At 45.4% G+C, this 15,997-nt stretch carries 14 protein-coding genes; 1 reads left to right on the forward strand and 13 read right to left on the reverse strand.

Annotation, left to right across the window (positions count from 1 at the left end; all coding sequences use genetic code 11):
- Window positions 1-23: 23 nt before the first annotated feature.
- Window positions 24-977: a TIGR03943 family putative permease subunit gene (locus BMW45_RS26360; protein ID WP_242883254.1), complete on the reverse strand. Its 954-nt coding sequence runs from the start codon at window positions 975-977 to the stop codon at window positions 24-26.
- A 68-nt stretch (window positions 978-1,045) separates the two neighbouring features.
- Window positions 1,046-2,326, reverse strand: coding sequence for a CobW family GTP-binding protein (locus BMW45_RS26365; RefSeq protein WP_092250900.1), 1,281 nt, complete (start codon window positions 2,324-2,326; stop codon window positions 1,046-1,048).
- 247 nt (window positions 2,327-2,573) lie between these two features.
- Here BMW45_RS26365 and BMW45_RS26370 point away from each other — a divergent pair, with 247 nt between their 5' ends.
- Entirely contained in the window at window positions 2,574-3,599 is a 1,026-nt protein-coding gene (locus tag BMW45_RS26370) for a PTS sugar transporter subunit IIC (protein WP_092250902.1), read from the forward strand.
- A gap of 65 nt (window positions 3,600-3,664) precedes the next feature.
- Here the strand turns inward: BMW45_RS26370 and BMW45_RS26375 are convergent, their stop codons facing one another.
- The 11 genes from BMW45_RS26375 to BMW45_RS26425 form a co-directional block, all read right to left on the reverse strand.
- On the reverse strand, window positions 3,665-3,865 hold the full coding sequence (locus BMW45_RS26375) for a FeoB-associated Cys-rich membrane protein (protein ID WP_092250904.1): 201 nt from the start codon (window positions 3,863-3,865) through the stop codon (window positions 3,665-3,667).
- A 21-nt stretch (window positions 3,866-3,886) separates the two neighbouring features.
- Window positions 3,887-4,540 (reverse strand): potassium channel family protein, encoded by a 654-nt coding sequence (locus tag BMW45_RS26380; RefSeq protein ID WP_025233603.1) that lies wholly within the window; start codon window positions 4,538-4,540, stop codon window positions 3,887-3,889.
- A gap of 18 nt (window positions 4,541-4,558) precedes the next feature.
- Window positions 4,559-5,920 carry a TrkH family potassium uptake protein gene (locus BMW45_RS26385; RefSeq protein WP_092250905.1) on the reverse strand — a complete coding sequence of 454 codons (1,362 nt, stop codon included), beginning with the start codon at window positions 5,918-5,920 and terminating at the stop codon, window positions 4,559-4,561.
- A gap of 7 nt (window positions 5,921-5,927) precedes the next feature.
- On the reverse strand, window positions 5,928-6,791 hold the full coding sequence (locus BMW45_RS26390) for a metal ABC transporter permease (RefSeq protein WP_092250906.1): 864 nt from the start codon (window positions 6,789-6,791) through the stop codon (window positions 5,928-5,930).
- Between the two features lie 2 nt (window positions 6,792-6,793).
- Complete coding sequence (locus tag BMW45_RS26395; RefSeq protein WP_025233606.1) at window positions 6,794-7,498, reverse strand: metal ABC transporter ATP-binding protein; 705 nt, start codon at window positions 7,496-7,498, stop codon at window positions 6,794-6,796.
- Entirely contained in the window at window positions 7,495-8,502 is a 1,008-nt protein-coding gene (locus BMW45_RS26400) for a metal ABC transporter substrate-binding protein (protein WP_416388676.1), read from the reverse strand. Before BMW45_RS26400 ends, BMW45_RS26395 begins: the two co-directional genes overlap by 4 nt.
- A 120-nt stretch (window positions 8,503-8,622) precedes the next feature.
- A complete protein-coding gene (locus BMW45_RS26405; RefSeq protein WP_242883257.1) occupies window positions 8,623-9,690 on the reverse strand; it encodes an LCP family protein in 1,068 nt (355 codons plus the stop codon).
- A gap of 32 nt (window positions 9,691-9,722) precedes the next feature.
- Window positions 9,723-10,376: an HAD family hydrolase gene (locus BMW45_RS26410; RefSeq protein ID WP_092250908.1), complete on the reverse strand. Its 654-nt coding sequence runs from the start codon at window positions 10,374-10,376 to the stop codon at window positions 9,723-9,725.
- Between the two features lie 145 nt (window positions 10,377-10,521).
- Window positions 10,522-12,441 carry a PTS fructose transporter subunit IIABC gene (locus tag BMW45_RS26415; protein ID WP_092250909.1) on the reverse strand — a complete coding sequence of 640 codons (1,920 nt, stop codon included), beginning with the start codon at window positions 12,439-12,441 and terminating at the stop codon, window positions 10,522-10,524.
- Window positions 12,441-13,358: a 1-phosphofructokinase gene (gene pfkB / locus BMW45_RS26420; RefSeq protein ID WP_092250910.1), complete on the reverse strand. Its 918-nt coding sequence runs from the start codon at window positions 13,356-13,358 to the stop codon at window positions 12,441-12,443. Before pfkB ends, BMW45_RS26415 begins: the two co-directional genes overlap by 1 nt.
- Before the next feature lie 327 nt (window positions 13,359-13,685).
- Entirely contained in the window at window positions 13,686-15,752 is a 2,067-nt protein-coding gene (locus BMW45_RS26425; RefSeq protein WP_092250912.1) for a methyl-accepting chemotaxis protein, read from the reverse strand.
- Window positions 15,753-15,997: the final 245 nt, after the last annotated feature.

A 15,997-nucleotide genomic window follows, 5' to 3' on the forward strand; every position in this document is an offset into this window, starting at 1 on the left:
GGCGATATTCGCGTCTGTTTTTCCTAAAACTGCACAAATCCCTTAATCGGCTGAGCCGGGACCACAGACTCCGCATACAATACGGGGCCCTCTCCTTCATAATCTCTCCAGAACTCATATGCAATCTTTGCCTTGACACGGACCCATTGTTTTGTTTCCAGCTCTTTGGCTTCCCTTGCCTTGGTGACAAAGCCTAAAAAGGTCATATCATCCTCGCAGCAGGTCATTGCCATACGTCCCGGCACAAAATAATTTTTGGGGAAATCAGGAGTTTTCAAAACCATAGCGGTAAATTCCACAGTCTTTCCCTCATAACGGTCCCGTCTTTCCATACAATCAAGATACCAGATCCCATAGGCTTCCGGTGAAATGCTCACTACGTCTGCTCCCATATCATAAGGCAGATCTTCCTCCGGGATCTCATTGACCTCTCCCTCAGAATCTTCAAATACGATCTCTCCCTTGGGGCACATGGCCTTTAGGGTCCGCCGGTAGCCGGATAAATCTTCGATTCCGTCGCAGCGGTTGCAAATAACCATCTCAGAATTACGGACCATGGAATACAGCAAAGGTTTCATATTGGCAGAATACAATTCAAAGGTGGACATATCGATCAGGGTAATCTGCTGATAGATTCTCCAATCATCAGGAAGCTTTAGCTCATCCAGATTCCACATTCCATTCCACTCGATTAAAACCCGCTCCGGATTATAAAGCAGTTCCAGCTCCAATAGTCTGTCAGGGTTCAGTTCCTCTATGCTTTCTATAAACACTCCAGCTGTCCTGGTGCGCTTTAACAGGGCCTGATCATATTCAGTTTCACCGTCTTCACAAACAATCAGCAGAGTCTTCTCGTCAGACTGAAAATAATCCTGCTCCATTGTGAACTGAAGGAACTGGGTTTTTCCAGCTTCCAAAAATCCATTTATGAGGAATACCGGCATAAAGTCGTCTTCCATTTTACCTGTGTTGCTCATGGTTCCCTCTTTCCTGCCCTTTTTCTCAGGGCATTTAGGTATCCCTGTAAGGGGTTCCCTCCATTCTGTTATCTTTCAAAGGATTTCTTAAGTTCCTCTTCCTTTAAATTCGCTCCGATCACGCATACCTTTCCGGTATATTCCGGCGCTCCGTTTCGGATCTCGTATTGCTCCGGCACCAGATCAAAATAATGCCATGCACCTTTTTCTTCACCTGGAATCATCCCCTTGGCACGAAGTACATCTCCAAAGCTATCTCCGTAAGCCAGTTCATCAAGAATCTTGTCCAACTCTTCTTTGCTCATAGGCGCCACATTCTCAAGGCCCCAGCTGCTGAATACTTCATCTGCATGATGGTCATGATCATGGCCGCAGCCGCATTCCTCACCATGCTCGTGGTGGTGGTCATGATGATGGCCTCCACAGCCGCATTCTGACTCTTCGTGGTCATGATGGTGGCCTCCGCAGCCGCATTCTGACTCTTCGTGGTCATGATGGTGGCCTCCGCAGCCGCATTCCTCACCATGCTCGTGGTGGTGGTCATGATGGTGACCTCCGCAGCCGCATTCTGATTCCTCATGGTCATGATGGTGGCCTCCGCAGCCGCATTCTGACTCCTCATGGTCATGATGGTGGCCTCCGCAGCCGCATTCTGACTCCTCATGGTCATGATGGTGGCCTCCGCAGCCGCAGCCCTCTTCCTGATGATGGCGGTGTTCTTTCAATTCTTCCATCAAATCCTCTGCCATGGTATCCGGTTTTTCTATAATCTCAAGAAGCTGTTTTCCGCTCAATTCATCACAGGGAGTCGTTACCACAGACGCCTTTGGATTCAGCTCCCTAATGATCTGGAGTGCCTGTTCCACCTTGTCGGCTGGAGCAATATCGGTACGGCTTAATACGATAGTTCCTGCATTTTCGATCTGGTTATTGAAAAACTCTCCGAAATTCTTTCTATACATCCTGCACTTCTGCGCATCCACGATGGTGACCGCACTGTTTAAGGTCACCTCCACATCAGAAGCAACGTCAATAACCGCTTTCATCACATCAGATAGCTTTCCCACGCCTGACGGCTCAATGATCACACGGTCCGGATGGTACTTTGTCAGCACTTCCTCAAGAGATTTGCCGAAATCGCCTACCAGTGAGCAGCAGATACAGCCGGAATTCATCTCCCGGATCTCAACCCCCGCATCCTTTAAAAAACCTCCGTCAATACCGATCTCACCAAATTCATTTTCAATCAGGACAACCTGCTCTCCGGCTATGGCTTCCTGCAGCAGCTTCTTAATAAAAGTTGTTTTCCCGGCTCCAAGGAAACCGGATATAATATCAATTTTTGTCATATCTAAATGTACCTCTTTTCTTTCCAGGGTTATACATGAAATTACATTTATTTATTGTGTCACAAACCTTTAGCAAAGTCAAGCAGAGGGCCATGGGTTTTTCCTGCAGATATTGTTAAAAAATTATCATTTTCGAGGAAAATCTTCAAAAAACCTTGCAATTCGATCATTTTATGGTAGAATACATGACAACTGCTTTGACAAAGGTCAAATGTGTGCACCAAACTATTTAAAGGAGATTTTTAATATGGAAAAATGCGGCGTAAAAGAGTTCCTGAAAAGGAAAAACGTCACAATTACTGTCCAGACCTATCTCATTGATGCATTGGGTGCTATGGCATTTGGCCTTTTTGCGTCTCTTTTGATCGGAACCATATTCGGTACTCTGGGCCAGCAATTCAATCTCACTATTTTCAACGTGATCGCGGATTACGCGAAAAGTGCTACCGGCGCGGCCCTTGGAGTCGCCATCGCCTATGCCCTCCACGCCCCTGCTTTAGTTCTTTTTTCCGCAGCAACCGTTGGAATTGCCGGCAATGCTCTTGGCGGGCCTGTGGGCGCTCTCGCTGCAACGGTGGTTGCCACGGAACTTGGAAAGATCGTTTCAAAGGAAACGAGGCTGGACATTCTGGTCACCCCTGGAGTGACCATCATCTCCGGAGTTCTCATTGCACAGACCGTGGGACCGGGCGTGGCTGGCTTTATGAACTGGTTTGGCATACTTGTGAAAACATCTACTGAATTACAGCCATTTTTTATGGGAATCCTGGTATCTGCTCTGATCGGCATCGCCCTCACCCTGCCCATCAGCAGCGCTGCCATCTGTATCGCCTTATCTCTTGACGGTTTGGCAGGGGGAGCTGCCACAGCTGGCTGCTGTGCGCAGATGATCGGCTTTGCCGTCCTTTCCTTCCGGGAAAACGGGGTAGGCGGCCTTATGGCTCAGGGTCTTGGCACCAGCATGCTGCAAATGGGAAACATTGTGAAGAATCCAAAGGTCTGGATCGCCCCCACCCTTACTTCTATGATAACCGGCCCCGTCGCCACCATGGTATTCCAGCTAAAAAACATTCCGGCTGGCTCCGGTATGGGAACCTGCGGACTGGTAGGTCCCATCGGTGTCTACACGGCAATGAGAGGCGGGACTTTTATGTGGCTTGGAATCCTCATGGTCTGCTTCCTACTGCCCGCCGTTCTCACTCTCTTGTTTGGTGAAATACTTAGAAAAATCGGCTGGATTAAATTCGGAGACTTAACACTTGATTTAAAATAAAGAAAATACAGGAAGGAGGATGCCGCAAAAAAATCAGGCATCCTCCTTCCGCTTTTTACTCTTTCTCATTCCTTCTGTTCATCATCCGCATTTCCAAAAACACAATGACCGCAGCTACCGCTGCAGTGGCTGCACCCTCCACTGCAATGTCCGCAGCCGCCTTTTCCCTTATTTTTTATGAATTGTCTGACTGAAAAACACACCAGCACCAATAGGACAAGGGCTACTAAAACCGTCGAACCATTAGAAGCTAACCATACAGGCATAACAAACCTCCTATTGCTTCTTTACTTTAGTTCCTTTAATATATGCTCAATATGCTCTCTTTTGCCAATCACCATCAAATGCTCCTGAGCCTGGATCACATAGTCTGCCGGCGGCATGAGCTGGGCTCTGCCCTCCCGCTTAATTCCCAGGACACTGATGTGATACCGGTTTCTGATATCCGCTTCCCTTATGGATTTATGCACCCATTCTGGTAGAGGAGGGATCTCGTAGATCGAGTATTCCGGGGTAAGCTCAATATAGTCAAACACATGATCCGTGCTGTAGCGGACAGCCAGCTTTTCTGCAATGTCCCGGTCCGGATAAATGACTTCATCCGCTCCGTTTCTCAACAGGAATTTGGCATGGATATCACGGTTTGCCTTACTGATCACTCTTCTGCCTCCCAGTTCCTTAACCAGACTGGTGATCTCCAGACTGCTCTGGAAATTCGTTCCGATACACACAAAACACAGATCGAAATTTGCGATTCCCAGGCTTTTTAATACCGTTTCATTGGTGCAGTCACCAATCTTTGCGCTGGTTACATATGGAAGTAAGTCTTCCAGGCACTCTTCCTTCTGGTCCACGATCATAACATCATTTCCAAGCCTCGCCATATTAAGACACAGATGATGGCCAAACCTGCCAAGTCCAATAATTAATACTGATTTCATGATTTTACTCCCTTTCCTTTAACCCACATTAATGGTTTCTGCTACTTGTTCCACATGAGCCTTGCGATGACTTTGAGCAAATGCCAGGGCAAAAGACAAGCTTCCGATCCTTCCGCTGTACATGAGGATAATAATAATCACCTTTGATACAGAATAAAGATCCCTTGTGATACCTGTGGTCATACCTACTGTTCCGATGGCTGATGCCGTTTCAAACAGTATGTCCGAAAATCCCAAAGGCTGAATTGCCATAATCGCCAGGGAAGCAGAGAGAGCCAAAAACAGGTTGATGGTCAAAATAGCGCCTGCGCGCTTGATGACACCCTCTTCCAGACGTCTTCCGAATATATTGACCCCGTAGGTCTGTTTGATGTTGGAATGTACGCACATAAGAAGGACAAAGATTGTAGTCGTCTTAATACCTCCCGCTGTTGACCCGGGGCTTCCTCCGATGAACATGAGGATTATGGTAAGGAGCTTACTCCCGTCGGTCAATGATGCCGTATCAGTGGTATTAAAACCGGCTGTTCTGGCAGTTACGGAACTGAACATGGAAGTTAAAATCTGTCCGCTTGCATTCATCCCCACCAAAAGATTGTTCCGTTCCAGCAGATAGAAAAGGAATCCTCCTCCAAAAACCAGAACAGTGGTACTCACCAAAACCATTTTGGTATGCAGCATATATTTTTTAAAGTGAAGCTTATTCTTATAGATATCTTCCCATACGATAAAACCGATGCCGCCTATGATGATTAAAGACATAATGACCACATTCACCAGCCAGTCATCGTAATAGGAAACTAAGGAATTAAAAGGTTTCTGATTTCCCATTAAATCAAATCCTGCATTGCAGAAGGCTGATATGGAGTGGAAAATGCCATAAAACGTTCCTCTCCAGAACCCGTATTTAGGAACAAAACGGAGGGCCAGGAGAATGGCTCCTGTTCCTTCGATGAGAAAGGTTCCTTTTATAATCCCTTTCGCCAGCCTTACAACTCCGCCGATCTGCAGCGTATTAACGCTTTCCTGCAAAAGCCCTCTCTCTTTTAAGCCTATCTTCCGCCTGAGTACGATAGAGATAAACACGCCCACCGTAACAAACCCAAGGCCTCCGATCTGTATCATTGTAATTATCACCATCTGTCCAAACAAAGACCACTGGGTCCATGTATCCCTGACAATCAGTCCCGTCACACAGGAGGCGCTGGTCGCAGTAAACAGACAGCTTAAAAAATCTTCAGATTGTCCATCTCTGCTGGAAATCGGAAGCATCAAAAGCAGGGCTCCTGTTAAGATCAGGCAAAAAAAACCATAAGCAATAAACTGTGTCTGACTCACGTGCCGCCTGGCACGCTTTAATCTTTTTTCTTCCACGTTCATCTCACTGTCATTCCTCTTTTCCTGCGGTACCCTGTCCCGCTTTTTTATCGGCCCGGCTCATTCTCACTCCATAGTCTGCAGCTGAGAAAATCAGAAATGCCGCCAGATTCACCATAACCACGCTGGCTCCCGCCGGGGTAGAATAACGGTACGATGCCATCATGCCGATCACAAAACAAACAACTGATAAAATTCCGGAAGATATCACCACTCCACGGAAGCTTTTAAATACCCGCATCGAGGTAAGGGAAGGGAAAATGATGAGGCTGGAGATCAGCATGGCTCCCATCATCCTCATACCCAGAACGATGGTGACAGCGGTCAGTACTGCTATCAAAATATTGTACCAGGATACATTCACTCCCGTTGCCCTTGCAAAGCTTTCGTCAAAGGTCACTGCAAAAATTTTGTTATAGCAAATCAAAAACAGCCCCAGCACAAAAAAGGACAGGATCACGCTTAAACGGACATCCTCCTTGCTCATAGCCAGTATGCTTCCAAACATATAGCTGCTTACATCCGTAGTCATTCCGGTCGTCATGGAGGTAACGATAATGCCCGCCGCCAGTGCAACGGCGGATATCATGGCAATGGCTGCGTCACTTTTCATCTTTCCGTTCGACCTGATGCGTAGCAGGAAAAATGCAGCAATCACCACCACCGGAACAGATATCTTTAACGGAGACCAGCCAAAAGCCACTGCAAAGGACAAGGCTCCAAAGGAGACATGAGACAGTCCGTCACCAATCATGGAATACCGTTTTAACACCAGGCTGACGCCTAAAAGAGAAGCACATAAAGAAACCAGGATTCCTCCTGCCAAGGCCCGTACCAGAAACGGATAGGACAGCATCTCACTCATCATTCCCATCTTCACGCACCTCCTGTATAAATATATCCGGCATTGCTTTTTAAATACTCCTTTGTCGTCCCGTAGAATAAGACCTTCCGTTTCAAATGAAGGATCTTGTCCGCCTCTTTTACAACATTGGCAACATCATGGGATACCATCAGAATGGCAACCCCTTCCTCACGGTTCAATTTACGGATGATCTCATAGAATTCCGCAATAGCCGAGGGATCCAGACCTGTAATGGGTTCATCCATGATCAGAAGCTTATCCGTGGCGCAAAGAGCTCTTGCAATCAGGGTTCTCTGCTGCTGGCCTCCTGATAATTCACGGTAGCATTTACCGGCAATGCCCATAATTCCTAACCGCTCCATATTTTTAACTGCAAGCCTTTTTTCCTTTCCGGAATAAAAGGGCCAGCTTCCTCTGCGGCTTAAACAGCCGGATAAGACCACCTCACGGACCGTTGCCGGAAAATCCTTTTGAGCCGCAGTCTGCTGAGGCAGATAGCCGATCCCGCTCTTTTTCAATTCATCGGACACGGATATGACCCCACCTGTGGGCTTTAACAGCCCTAAAAGTCCCTTCATCAAAGTACTTTTTCCGGAACCGTTCTCTCCCACGATGCAGACATACTCCCCCGGATTAACGTCCATAGTCACATCCACTACAGCATCCTGGTTCTCATATCCAAAATCCACATGACTGCATTGTATTAATGGGCTCATTCATCCAATCCTCTTTTTAAATTAATCACATTCTGCTCCATAAGGTCAAGATAGGTGACACCGCTGTCAAACTCTCTTCTTGAAACATTGTGGCAGGAATGAAGCAAAAGGGGTTCTGCCCCTGTCTCCTCTGCAATGATCTCAGACACCCGATGACTGGAAAGCTCCAGGTAATAAATCACCGGAATCTGTTCCAAGCGCATTTTGTCAATGAGATATGCAATGGTTCTTGCACTTGGTTCCGTATCCGTGCTGCAGCCGGAAAACGCTGCCCGGTAAGACAGGCCGTATTCATCTGCCAGATAACGGAACGGAAATTTATCTCCTACAACGATCATATCCCGCTTTTTATTTTCTGTCACCTTACGGAACTCATCGTCGAGTTTTTTAAGCTTTTCAAGGTATGACTTTGCTCTCTCCTCATAATAACTCCGGTTTTCCGGATCTTTTTCTGAAAGGGTATCCCGGATCGACTCCACCAGGATCATGGCATTCACAGGAGAGGTCCAGATATGCTCATCATATTCTATGTCCCCGCCATGGCCGTCATCATCTTCATGGTGTTTTTCCTCTTCCATCCCTTCCACCAGTTCTTCCTGCACCGCATTCACCTGGTCCATTCCCGTGACAACCGTCATGGAGCCGGAATCAACTGCATTGAGAACCTGGGAAAGCCAGTGTTCTAAGGCTCCGCCGTTGCATATTAAAACATCTGCCTCCCGGATGACCTGTACATCTGCGGGAGTTGGCTCAAAGGAATGGCTGTCCATTCCTGCCGGAACCACCATGGTCAGTTCCACCTTGTCACCGGCCACCTGTCTTGTAAAGTCATAATATGGAAACAGGGTCGTCACAACCTTGAGCTTAGATTCTCCCGTATATGAGGGCCTTTCATTTCTGCTGCAGCCCAATAATGCCACGGCTGCAAAAGGAATGGCAAGGCATAAAAACAGGAGTTTTTTTAAGCTTTTTTTATTCATTATCATTCTCCTATCTGATTCCATCAGCATAGTATAGCACATTTTATTCAGAAGGAAAAGGATAGTTTTTTATTAAAACAGGAAAAGGCCTGTAAAAGGCATAAGAAGAAAAACTTCCTCCTGTCTCTACAGGCCAAACACCTATTATTTCTTATTTTTTATCCGGAGCTCGATCTGTCTGCTGATCTCTTTTACCGTCTCTGAGGGTTCATAGTTTTCTTCATCAAACAGGAACTGATGAAGCCTTTTTACGTTTGATTCCAGGGTCACCGGGACAACACAGTCTCTTTTACCGATCATGACATCCTTAAGCTTTGTTGGAAATCCTTCCGTTTCAGTCAGATGAAACCTTTTTATATTTTTCATCAGAGGAAGCAGATCCTTCATTCCGACGCTGGTGGATATCTGGGGAAGCACGGCAGCAGCCACCTTGCTTAAGGTTGCGGCATCCGCTTCCCTGGCCTTTTTAAGCGCTAAGTCGACCACTTCTCTCTGACGTTCCGTCCGTTTAAAGTCTGTATCCATTTTTCTGAGCCTTGCATAGGCAACTGCCTGGACTCCGTCCAAATGGTTAGGGCCTTCCTCTTTTAAGTGATAGGAGCCTACGCCCGTTGATTCCACCGTTTCCGTAATAAAGCCGTTAATCACCCGGAATTCCTCATGACTGATATCCACATCGATCCCTCCCAGAAGATTGATGGCATCAGCAACGGCCTTCCAGCTAAATGACGCGTAATCGTCAATGGTCAGATCCAGATTATCCTTTAGGGCCTCTATGGCCTGTTTCGGTCCTCCTTTAAAATATGCCTCATTGATCTTATCATAGCGCTCCTTCTCGTCTATCCGTAAATAGGTGTCCCGGTAGATTGAAACAATGCGTATTTCTCCTGTTCCAAGATCTACATTAAGGATCATCTGCATATCCGACCGGGTCCCTTTATCCAGGGTCCCCTCCCTGGAATCCACGCCAAACACCGCTACCGTCCAGTAGCCCTCCATCTTTTCCTGGGTCTCAATGCTTATATTCGTATTTTGAAGCTGAGGCATCTGCAGCTTGGGAGCTTTGGGCATATGCATGATGTTCCAGGCATATCCAAGCATCGTCCCAATTAAGGCGGCCCAGACGGCCGCTATCATAATCAATCCCCATTTTAAGTGTTTAGTCATGGTTCCTCCCATATTGTCAAATAAAAAGAAGAGATACTCATTCATATCTCTCCTTAATTTCCCTTTATTTTGAAATTTTATTCAAAAACATACTTAATCTCATTGGGATGATTTATAATGTACCTGGGATGAAATGCTTCCAGTTCCGCCCGTTCACGAAAACCCCAGGTTACGGCTGCCGTGTCCATTCCAGCATTGATACCTGTCTTCATATCGGTATTGGTATCTCCAAAATAAAGACATTCCGAAGGCTTTGCATGAAAATACTCTGCTGTCATGAAGGCTCCTGATGGATCAGGCTTACATTTGACCCCATTGCCCTCTCCGGTAATTAAATCAAAAAATCCTTTGCCGTAAACGGCTTCCACGCATTCAACGGCCCGTTCATGACCTTTGTTGGTCAGAACCCCGATCTTGATTCCCTTATCCTTAAGAAATGTCAGAAACTCTGTCATCCCTTCGTATGGCTCCACCTTGTAAAGGCAGTTTTTCTCAAAGGTTTCCTCATAAAATGCAAGGGCTTCCTCATAATGGATCAGCTTATCATCTCCCGAATAAATAAGGGCCCGTTCCACCAGCTTTTTAAATCCATCCCCTACAAACTTCTTGGTGTGATCCACATCGATTGATCCATAGCCAAAATGCTCCATGGTCAGGCTTATACTGTAAGCCAGGGAATGAATGGTGTTGATAATGGTTCCGTCCAGATCAAATATACAGCATTGGTACATATCGTTCTCCTTCCTGTTCTCTTTTGGGCGATTCTATCCTGCTTCTCTAAATTATAGAACATAATCATCTAAAAATCCACCCCAACCATACCTGACCGGTAAGCATAAAGCGCCCCAGCCGTTATGCCGGGACGCTTTAAACAATTTACTCTGTTTCCAGATTCTTCTTTAATGCCGCCATTACGAGGCAGCCTGCAGCAGAACCAATGACAATGGCTAATAAGTATCCGAAGGGATTTCCAATGGTAGGAAGGACGAATATCCCGCCATGAGGTGCCCGAAGGGTACAGCCAAGAGCCATGGAAAGGCCGCCTGCTATTGCAGAACCGACGATACAGGAAGGAATCACACGGATGGGATCAGCAGCTGCAAAGGGGATGGCTCCCTCAGAAATAAAGGATAATCCCATAATATAGTTGACCACGCCAGACTGACGCTCCTTCTCCGTAAATTTCTTTTTGAAAAATGTGGTGCAGAGAGCGACGGCAATTGGCGGAACCATACCGCCTGCCATAACAGCTGCCATAATATCAAAATTGCCTTCCGCCAGCTGAGCCGTGCCAAACACATAAGCAGCCTTATTTACAGGACCTCCCATATCTACGGACATCATGCCTCCCACGACAACTCCAAGGATGATCTTGCTGGTGCCGCCCATACCGTTTAACAGGCCTGTAAGTCCATCGTTAATAGCGCCTACAAAAGGATTGATAAAGGTCGTTACCACAGCTACAAGGAAAATACCGATTAAAGGATACAAAAGAACAGGTTTGATTCCTTCCAGGGACTTTGGAAGCTTGCCAAATGCCTTTTTAAGCATGATTACAATGTATCCGCCGATAAACCCGGCTAACAAGGCTCCAAGGAAGCCTGAGTTTACACTTCCGCCAGCCGGGTTTGCAAACGTTGCACCCATTTTAGCAATAAGCCCGCCGACAAATCCCACTGCCAGACCCGGACGGTCTGCAATGCTCATGGCAATATATCCTGCCAGAACCGGAAGCATCATTCCAAAGGCCTGTTCCCCAATGGTTTTTAAATAAGCGGCCAGGGGAGTGTTCTTTCCAAAATTAGAAGGATCAATGGAATAATCATCAAACAGGAACGCCAGGGCGATCAAAATACCTCCGCCGATAACAAAAGGAAGCATATGGGAAACGCCGTTCATCAAATGTTTATAGATGGAGCGGCCGACATTCTCCTGGTCTCCGCTTTCTGATGAGGAAGCAGATCCGGAATGATGATAAACAGGAGTTTCCGGGCTGACTGCCCGCTTGACCAGTTCTTCTCCCTTTTGGATTCCTTCTGTTACAGTGGCCACGACCACCCGCTTTCCGTCAAAGCGGGCCATATCCACCTTCTTATCCGCTGCTATGATGATTCCGTCTGCTGTGGCAATCTCTTCTTTTGTCAGAGCATTGCCTACTCCTTCTGCTCCGTTGGTTTCCGCCTTAAGGGGAATTCCAAGCTTCTTCCCCTGCTGCTCTAAGTTCTCTGCAGCCATAAAGGTATGGGCAATTCCAGTGGGACATGCAGTCACTGCCAAAACCTGATATCCCCTGGGAACCTTTGCCGCCGGTTCCGCTTTTACTTCCTTCTTCTGATACCGTTCTGACTCTTTATCGTCAATGAGCTGTAAAAATTCTTCCTTTGATTGAGCTTTTGTTAAATCACTCTTAAAATCCGGGTCCATAAGAAGAGTGGAAAGCCTGGACAGCGCCTCTAGGTGAACATCCGCTTCTCCCTCAGGTGCCGCGATCATGAAAATCAAATGAGCAAGGGAACCGTCAAAAGCCTCATAATCCACACCTTCCGGTACTACGATCGCAGAAAGGCCCGGCTCCTTTACCGCTGCCACCTTTGCATGGGGAATGGCGATTCCGTCACCAACCGCCGTACTTCCAAGGGCCTCTCTTGCCAGAATCCCTTCCTTGTATCCAGCCTGATCCTTAAGCCTTCCACCAGCTTCCATTAAGCCGACCAGCCTGTCGATGGCTTCTTCCTTGGTGGTAACCTTTACTCCCAGCTCAATGCTTTCCTTTTTTAACAAATCTGAAATTTTCATCAAAACCCCTCCTTTGATAATTCTTCAAACAATCTCATAATATCTTCCCTGCCTGCAAGACCCTCAGAAAAGGCACTGGCACTTCCCGCTGCGCTTCCCAGACGCAGGGCATGCTTAAAGCTGCCTTTTTCCAAGTAACCTGCAATAAATCCTGCCACCATGGAATCTCCTGCTCCCACGGAATTCTTCACCGTTCCTTTAGGCACTCCCATCCGGAACACTTCCTCTTCTTCTGTAATCAGGATCGCTCCGTCTCCTGCCATGGAAATCAGAACGTTTTTGGCACCTTTTTCCTGAAGACGTTTTCCGTAATCAATGATCTCCTCCGGGCCATGTAAGGTTACGCCAAACATTTCTCCCAGCTCATGATTATTGGGCTTAATAAGGAACGGATGATAAGGAAGTACATTAATAAGCAAATCCTTTGTTGCATCCACCACGATACGGACTCCCCTTCCGTCTAAAGACTCCATGATCCGCTCATAGATGTCATCGTCAATGGATTTAGGAATGCTGCCAGATAAGACCAGCACATCCCCTGCTGTCAGACGGTCCAGCTTTTCAAAAAGCTGCTTTACGTCTTCTCCGGTGATCTCAGGACCCATGCCGTTGATTTCTGTTTCTTCCTGGGATCTAAGCTTCACATTGATTCTGGACAGCCCCTTTTCAACGCGGATAAAATCCGACTGATATCCCAGCCCTTTCACTCCCCGTTCAATTTCGTCTCCGGTAAACCCTGCCACAAAGCCCAGTGCGGTATTTCCATACCCCAAAGTCGATAAAACCGCAGATACATTGAGTCCTTTTCCCCCATAATAGATGCTTTCCTGCTCCGTTCTATTGACTGCTCCCAGTGCAAAGTGATCTACCCTTACGACATAATCCAATGCCGGATTAAATGTTACGGTGTAAATCATATGTCACCTCTCCTTTTATATATAAAATTTTATTTCTTCCCTCTTTTACAATATACTACGATTGATTTATTTCGTCAATATGTTTCTTCAAGAAATAATGTTTCTTGCATTTTTCAAGATCTTGCACTATTTTTCTATGATAATTGCAAGAAAAAAGCCGTCCTTTTATATCAATTAACTTGTTAACATAACAGAAAGCCTATTTCATAATATCTGCAATTTCAGCTTTGTTTATTATAGGAATTGCGCTTAAATAAAGCTTTTGTATAAAAAAACAGGTTTGCACAGCCATCCTGACCTTGTGCAAACCTGTTTTTTCATGTACTTTTATTTAATCCTAAATCTTGCAATCTGTTCTTTAAGCATCTGAGCCTGTGCCGATAATTCCTGACTGGTCGCTGCGCTTTCCTCAGCGATAGCCGCATTGTTCTGAACAACATTTGAAATCTGATCAATGCCTGCAGTAACTTCTTCTAAGGAGGAAGACTGCACTTTTGATTTCTCTGAAATTTCAGCAATATCTGAAATAATTTCTTTGGCGCCTACCACAACCTTTCCAAGTGAAGTCGCTGTAATCTCAGCAAATCTACCACCTTCTTCTACGGAATGAAGGGAACTTTCAATTAATCCGGTCGTATTCTTAGCTGCCTCTGCACTCTTTGATGCAAGGTTTCTTACTTCATCTGCAACAACTGCAAATCCTTTTCCTGCTTCTCCCGCTCTGGCAGCTTCAACAGCCGCATTAAGAGCCAGTATATTAGTCTGGAATGCAATATCTTCTATCGTCTTTATAATAATTCCAATCTGGCTTGATGTTACAGTAATATCATTCATGGCTTTTAAAAGTTCATTCATCTGTTTATTGCTTTTTTCCAGTTCTGCTCCTACAGCCTCAGCCTTTTCATTTGCATTATTCGCGTACATTGCGCTTTCCTTAACCTGATTGGTGATTTCCATGATTTTTGCGGAAAGTTCTTCTACCGAGCTAGCCTGTTCGATTGCCCCCTGACTCAATGACTGGGAGCTGTCAGAAAACTGTCCGGCACCGGATGCCACCTGTTCAGCAGCTGCCCTCATTTCGTAGAACGTACTATTTAGAGAATTTAATATACGGCTTAAATCAATCTTTATTTTATTAAAATCTCCCATAAAGTCCCTGTCAATTGAAACAACCAGATTGCCTGAAGCTACATGTTCAAGCACTTCCGAGATTTCATTGATATAGCCGCCCAATACTTCCGAAGTTTCCGTAAAAATCTTAGCTAACAATCCTAATTCATCATTTTTATAAATCATGTCCCCATTGCTGTGGGAAAGATCACCGTTTCTCATCTTTTCTGCCAGATCCATGACGGAATCCACTGGAGCAAGACCTTTCTTAAGTGCCATAACACTGACTAATATCAGTACAATTAATCCAATCGAACCAATACCCGCTAGTGCGAAAGTCATATTTGTTACTGAGTTCATTGCCTCGCTTTCATTCACTACAAAAGCACTCGACCAATTCACATCAGTCCCATCTACATGAAGTGCTTTATGAATAGCCAATGCTGGTTTTCCCTGGGAAAAAGAATTCTTAATTTTATCTGTTACCGAATTTCCGCCTGCTACTGCATTCCGAATCGCTTCATAATCTGAAACAGACTGCGGCACGCTGCCAACGATTCCTTTGTCTATTGTGTGAGCCAGGCAGGTTCCATTGTTTGTAACTATATAGCTGTAGGAAGTTTTATATCCTCCGTCTGCGTAGTCCAGGCCAGCAATACTGGACATATCGATGTCACAATTAGCAACCCCTAAAAATTCACCGTTTTTATTTACAATAGGGCTGCTCAATGTAATCAGCCAGACTTTTTCACCGGTGGAAAGCTGGTACTCATACGGTTCTGTTACATGAACGGATAAATTGTTCTTTGCAGGTAAATAGTAATCTTCATTTCCATATGTTCCAAAATCATTCAAAACATCAAGACCTATACCGGAGCCGTCACGGAATGCATAATAAGAAAGTCCGTTGGGTGTATTCGCCATATATTTGTTTGGTTCAAACGCATAATATGCTGAAAATATCTTGTTATTATTTAATACCCCCTGTAAAGAATCTTTCAGCATTTTGTCTGCTTCATCCATGTTAAGCGCCTGATATCTCTGCACCTCTAAGGATAACGCCTGGGAAAATACAAGCATACTGTCTAAATACGACTGCACTTCTTTTGCATTTTCATCTGCAATATAGTTCAGCTCCTTCTCCGTCATTCTGGTTACGGTAGTACCTGCTAACAAACTTAAACAGGAGCACATTGCTACAATGACAATTAAGATTATAATAGCCATTGTAATTGGAATCTTTACTGAAAGTCTGTTTTTCCATAGTAATTTTCCTTCGTTCATCTTAACATCTCCTTTAAATTTTTTTCTCAGGTAATTGTAAAATCTTCTGCATATATTCTCTCTTTATCCCTTCCTTTTCCAGCTTCTTGTGTATTATATCGACATAAATGAGTATATTTATAAGATTTTCAGTTTCATCTTTTCTTGAAATTTAATATCCTATTTATAATATAAAGGGGATTTTGGAAAAAACTGCATAGAAAAAGGCCCGGAAGGGCCAGCGAAAGAATGTGGTATGCATGTGG

It is taken from the genome of Lacrimispora sphenoides, from assembly GCF_900105215.1.
Taxonomy (GTDB): domain Bacteria; phylum Bacillota; class Clostridia; order Lachnospirales; family Lachnospiraceae; genus Lacrimispora; species Lacrimispora sphenoides_A.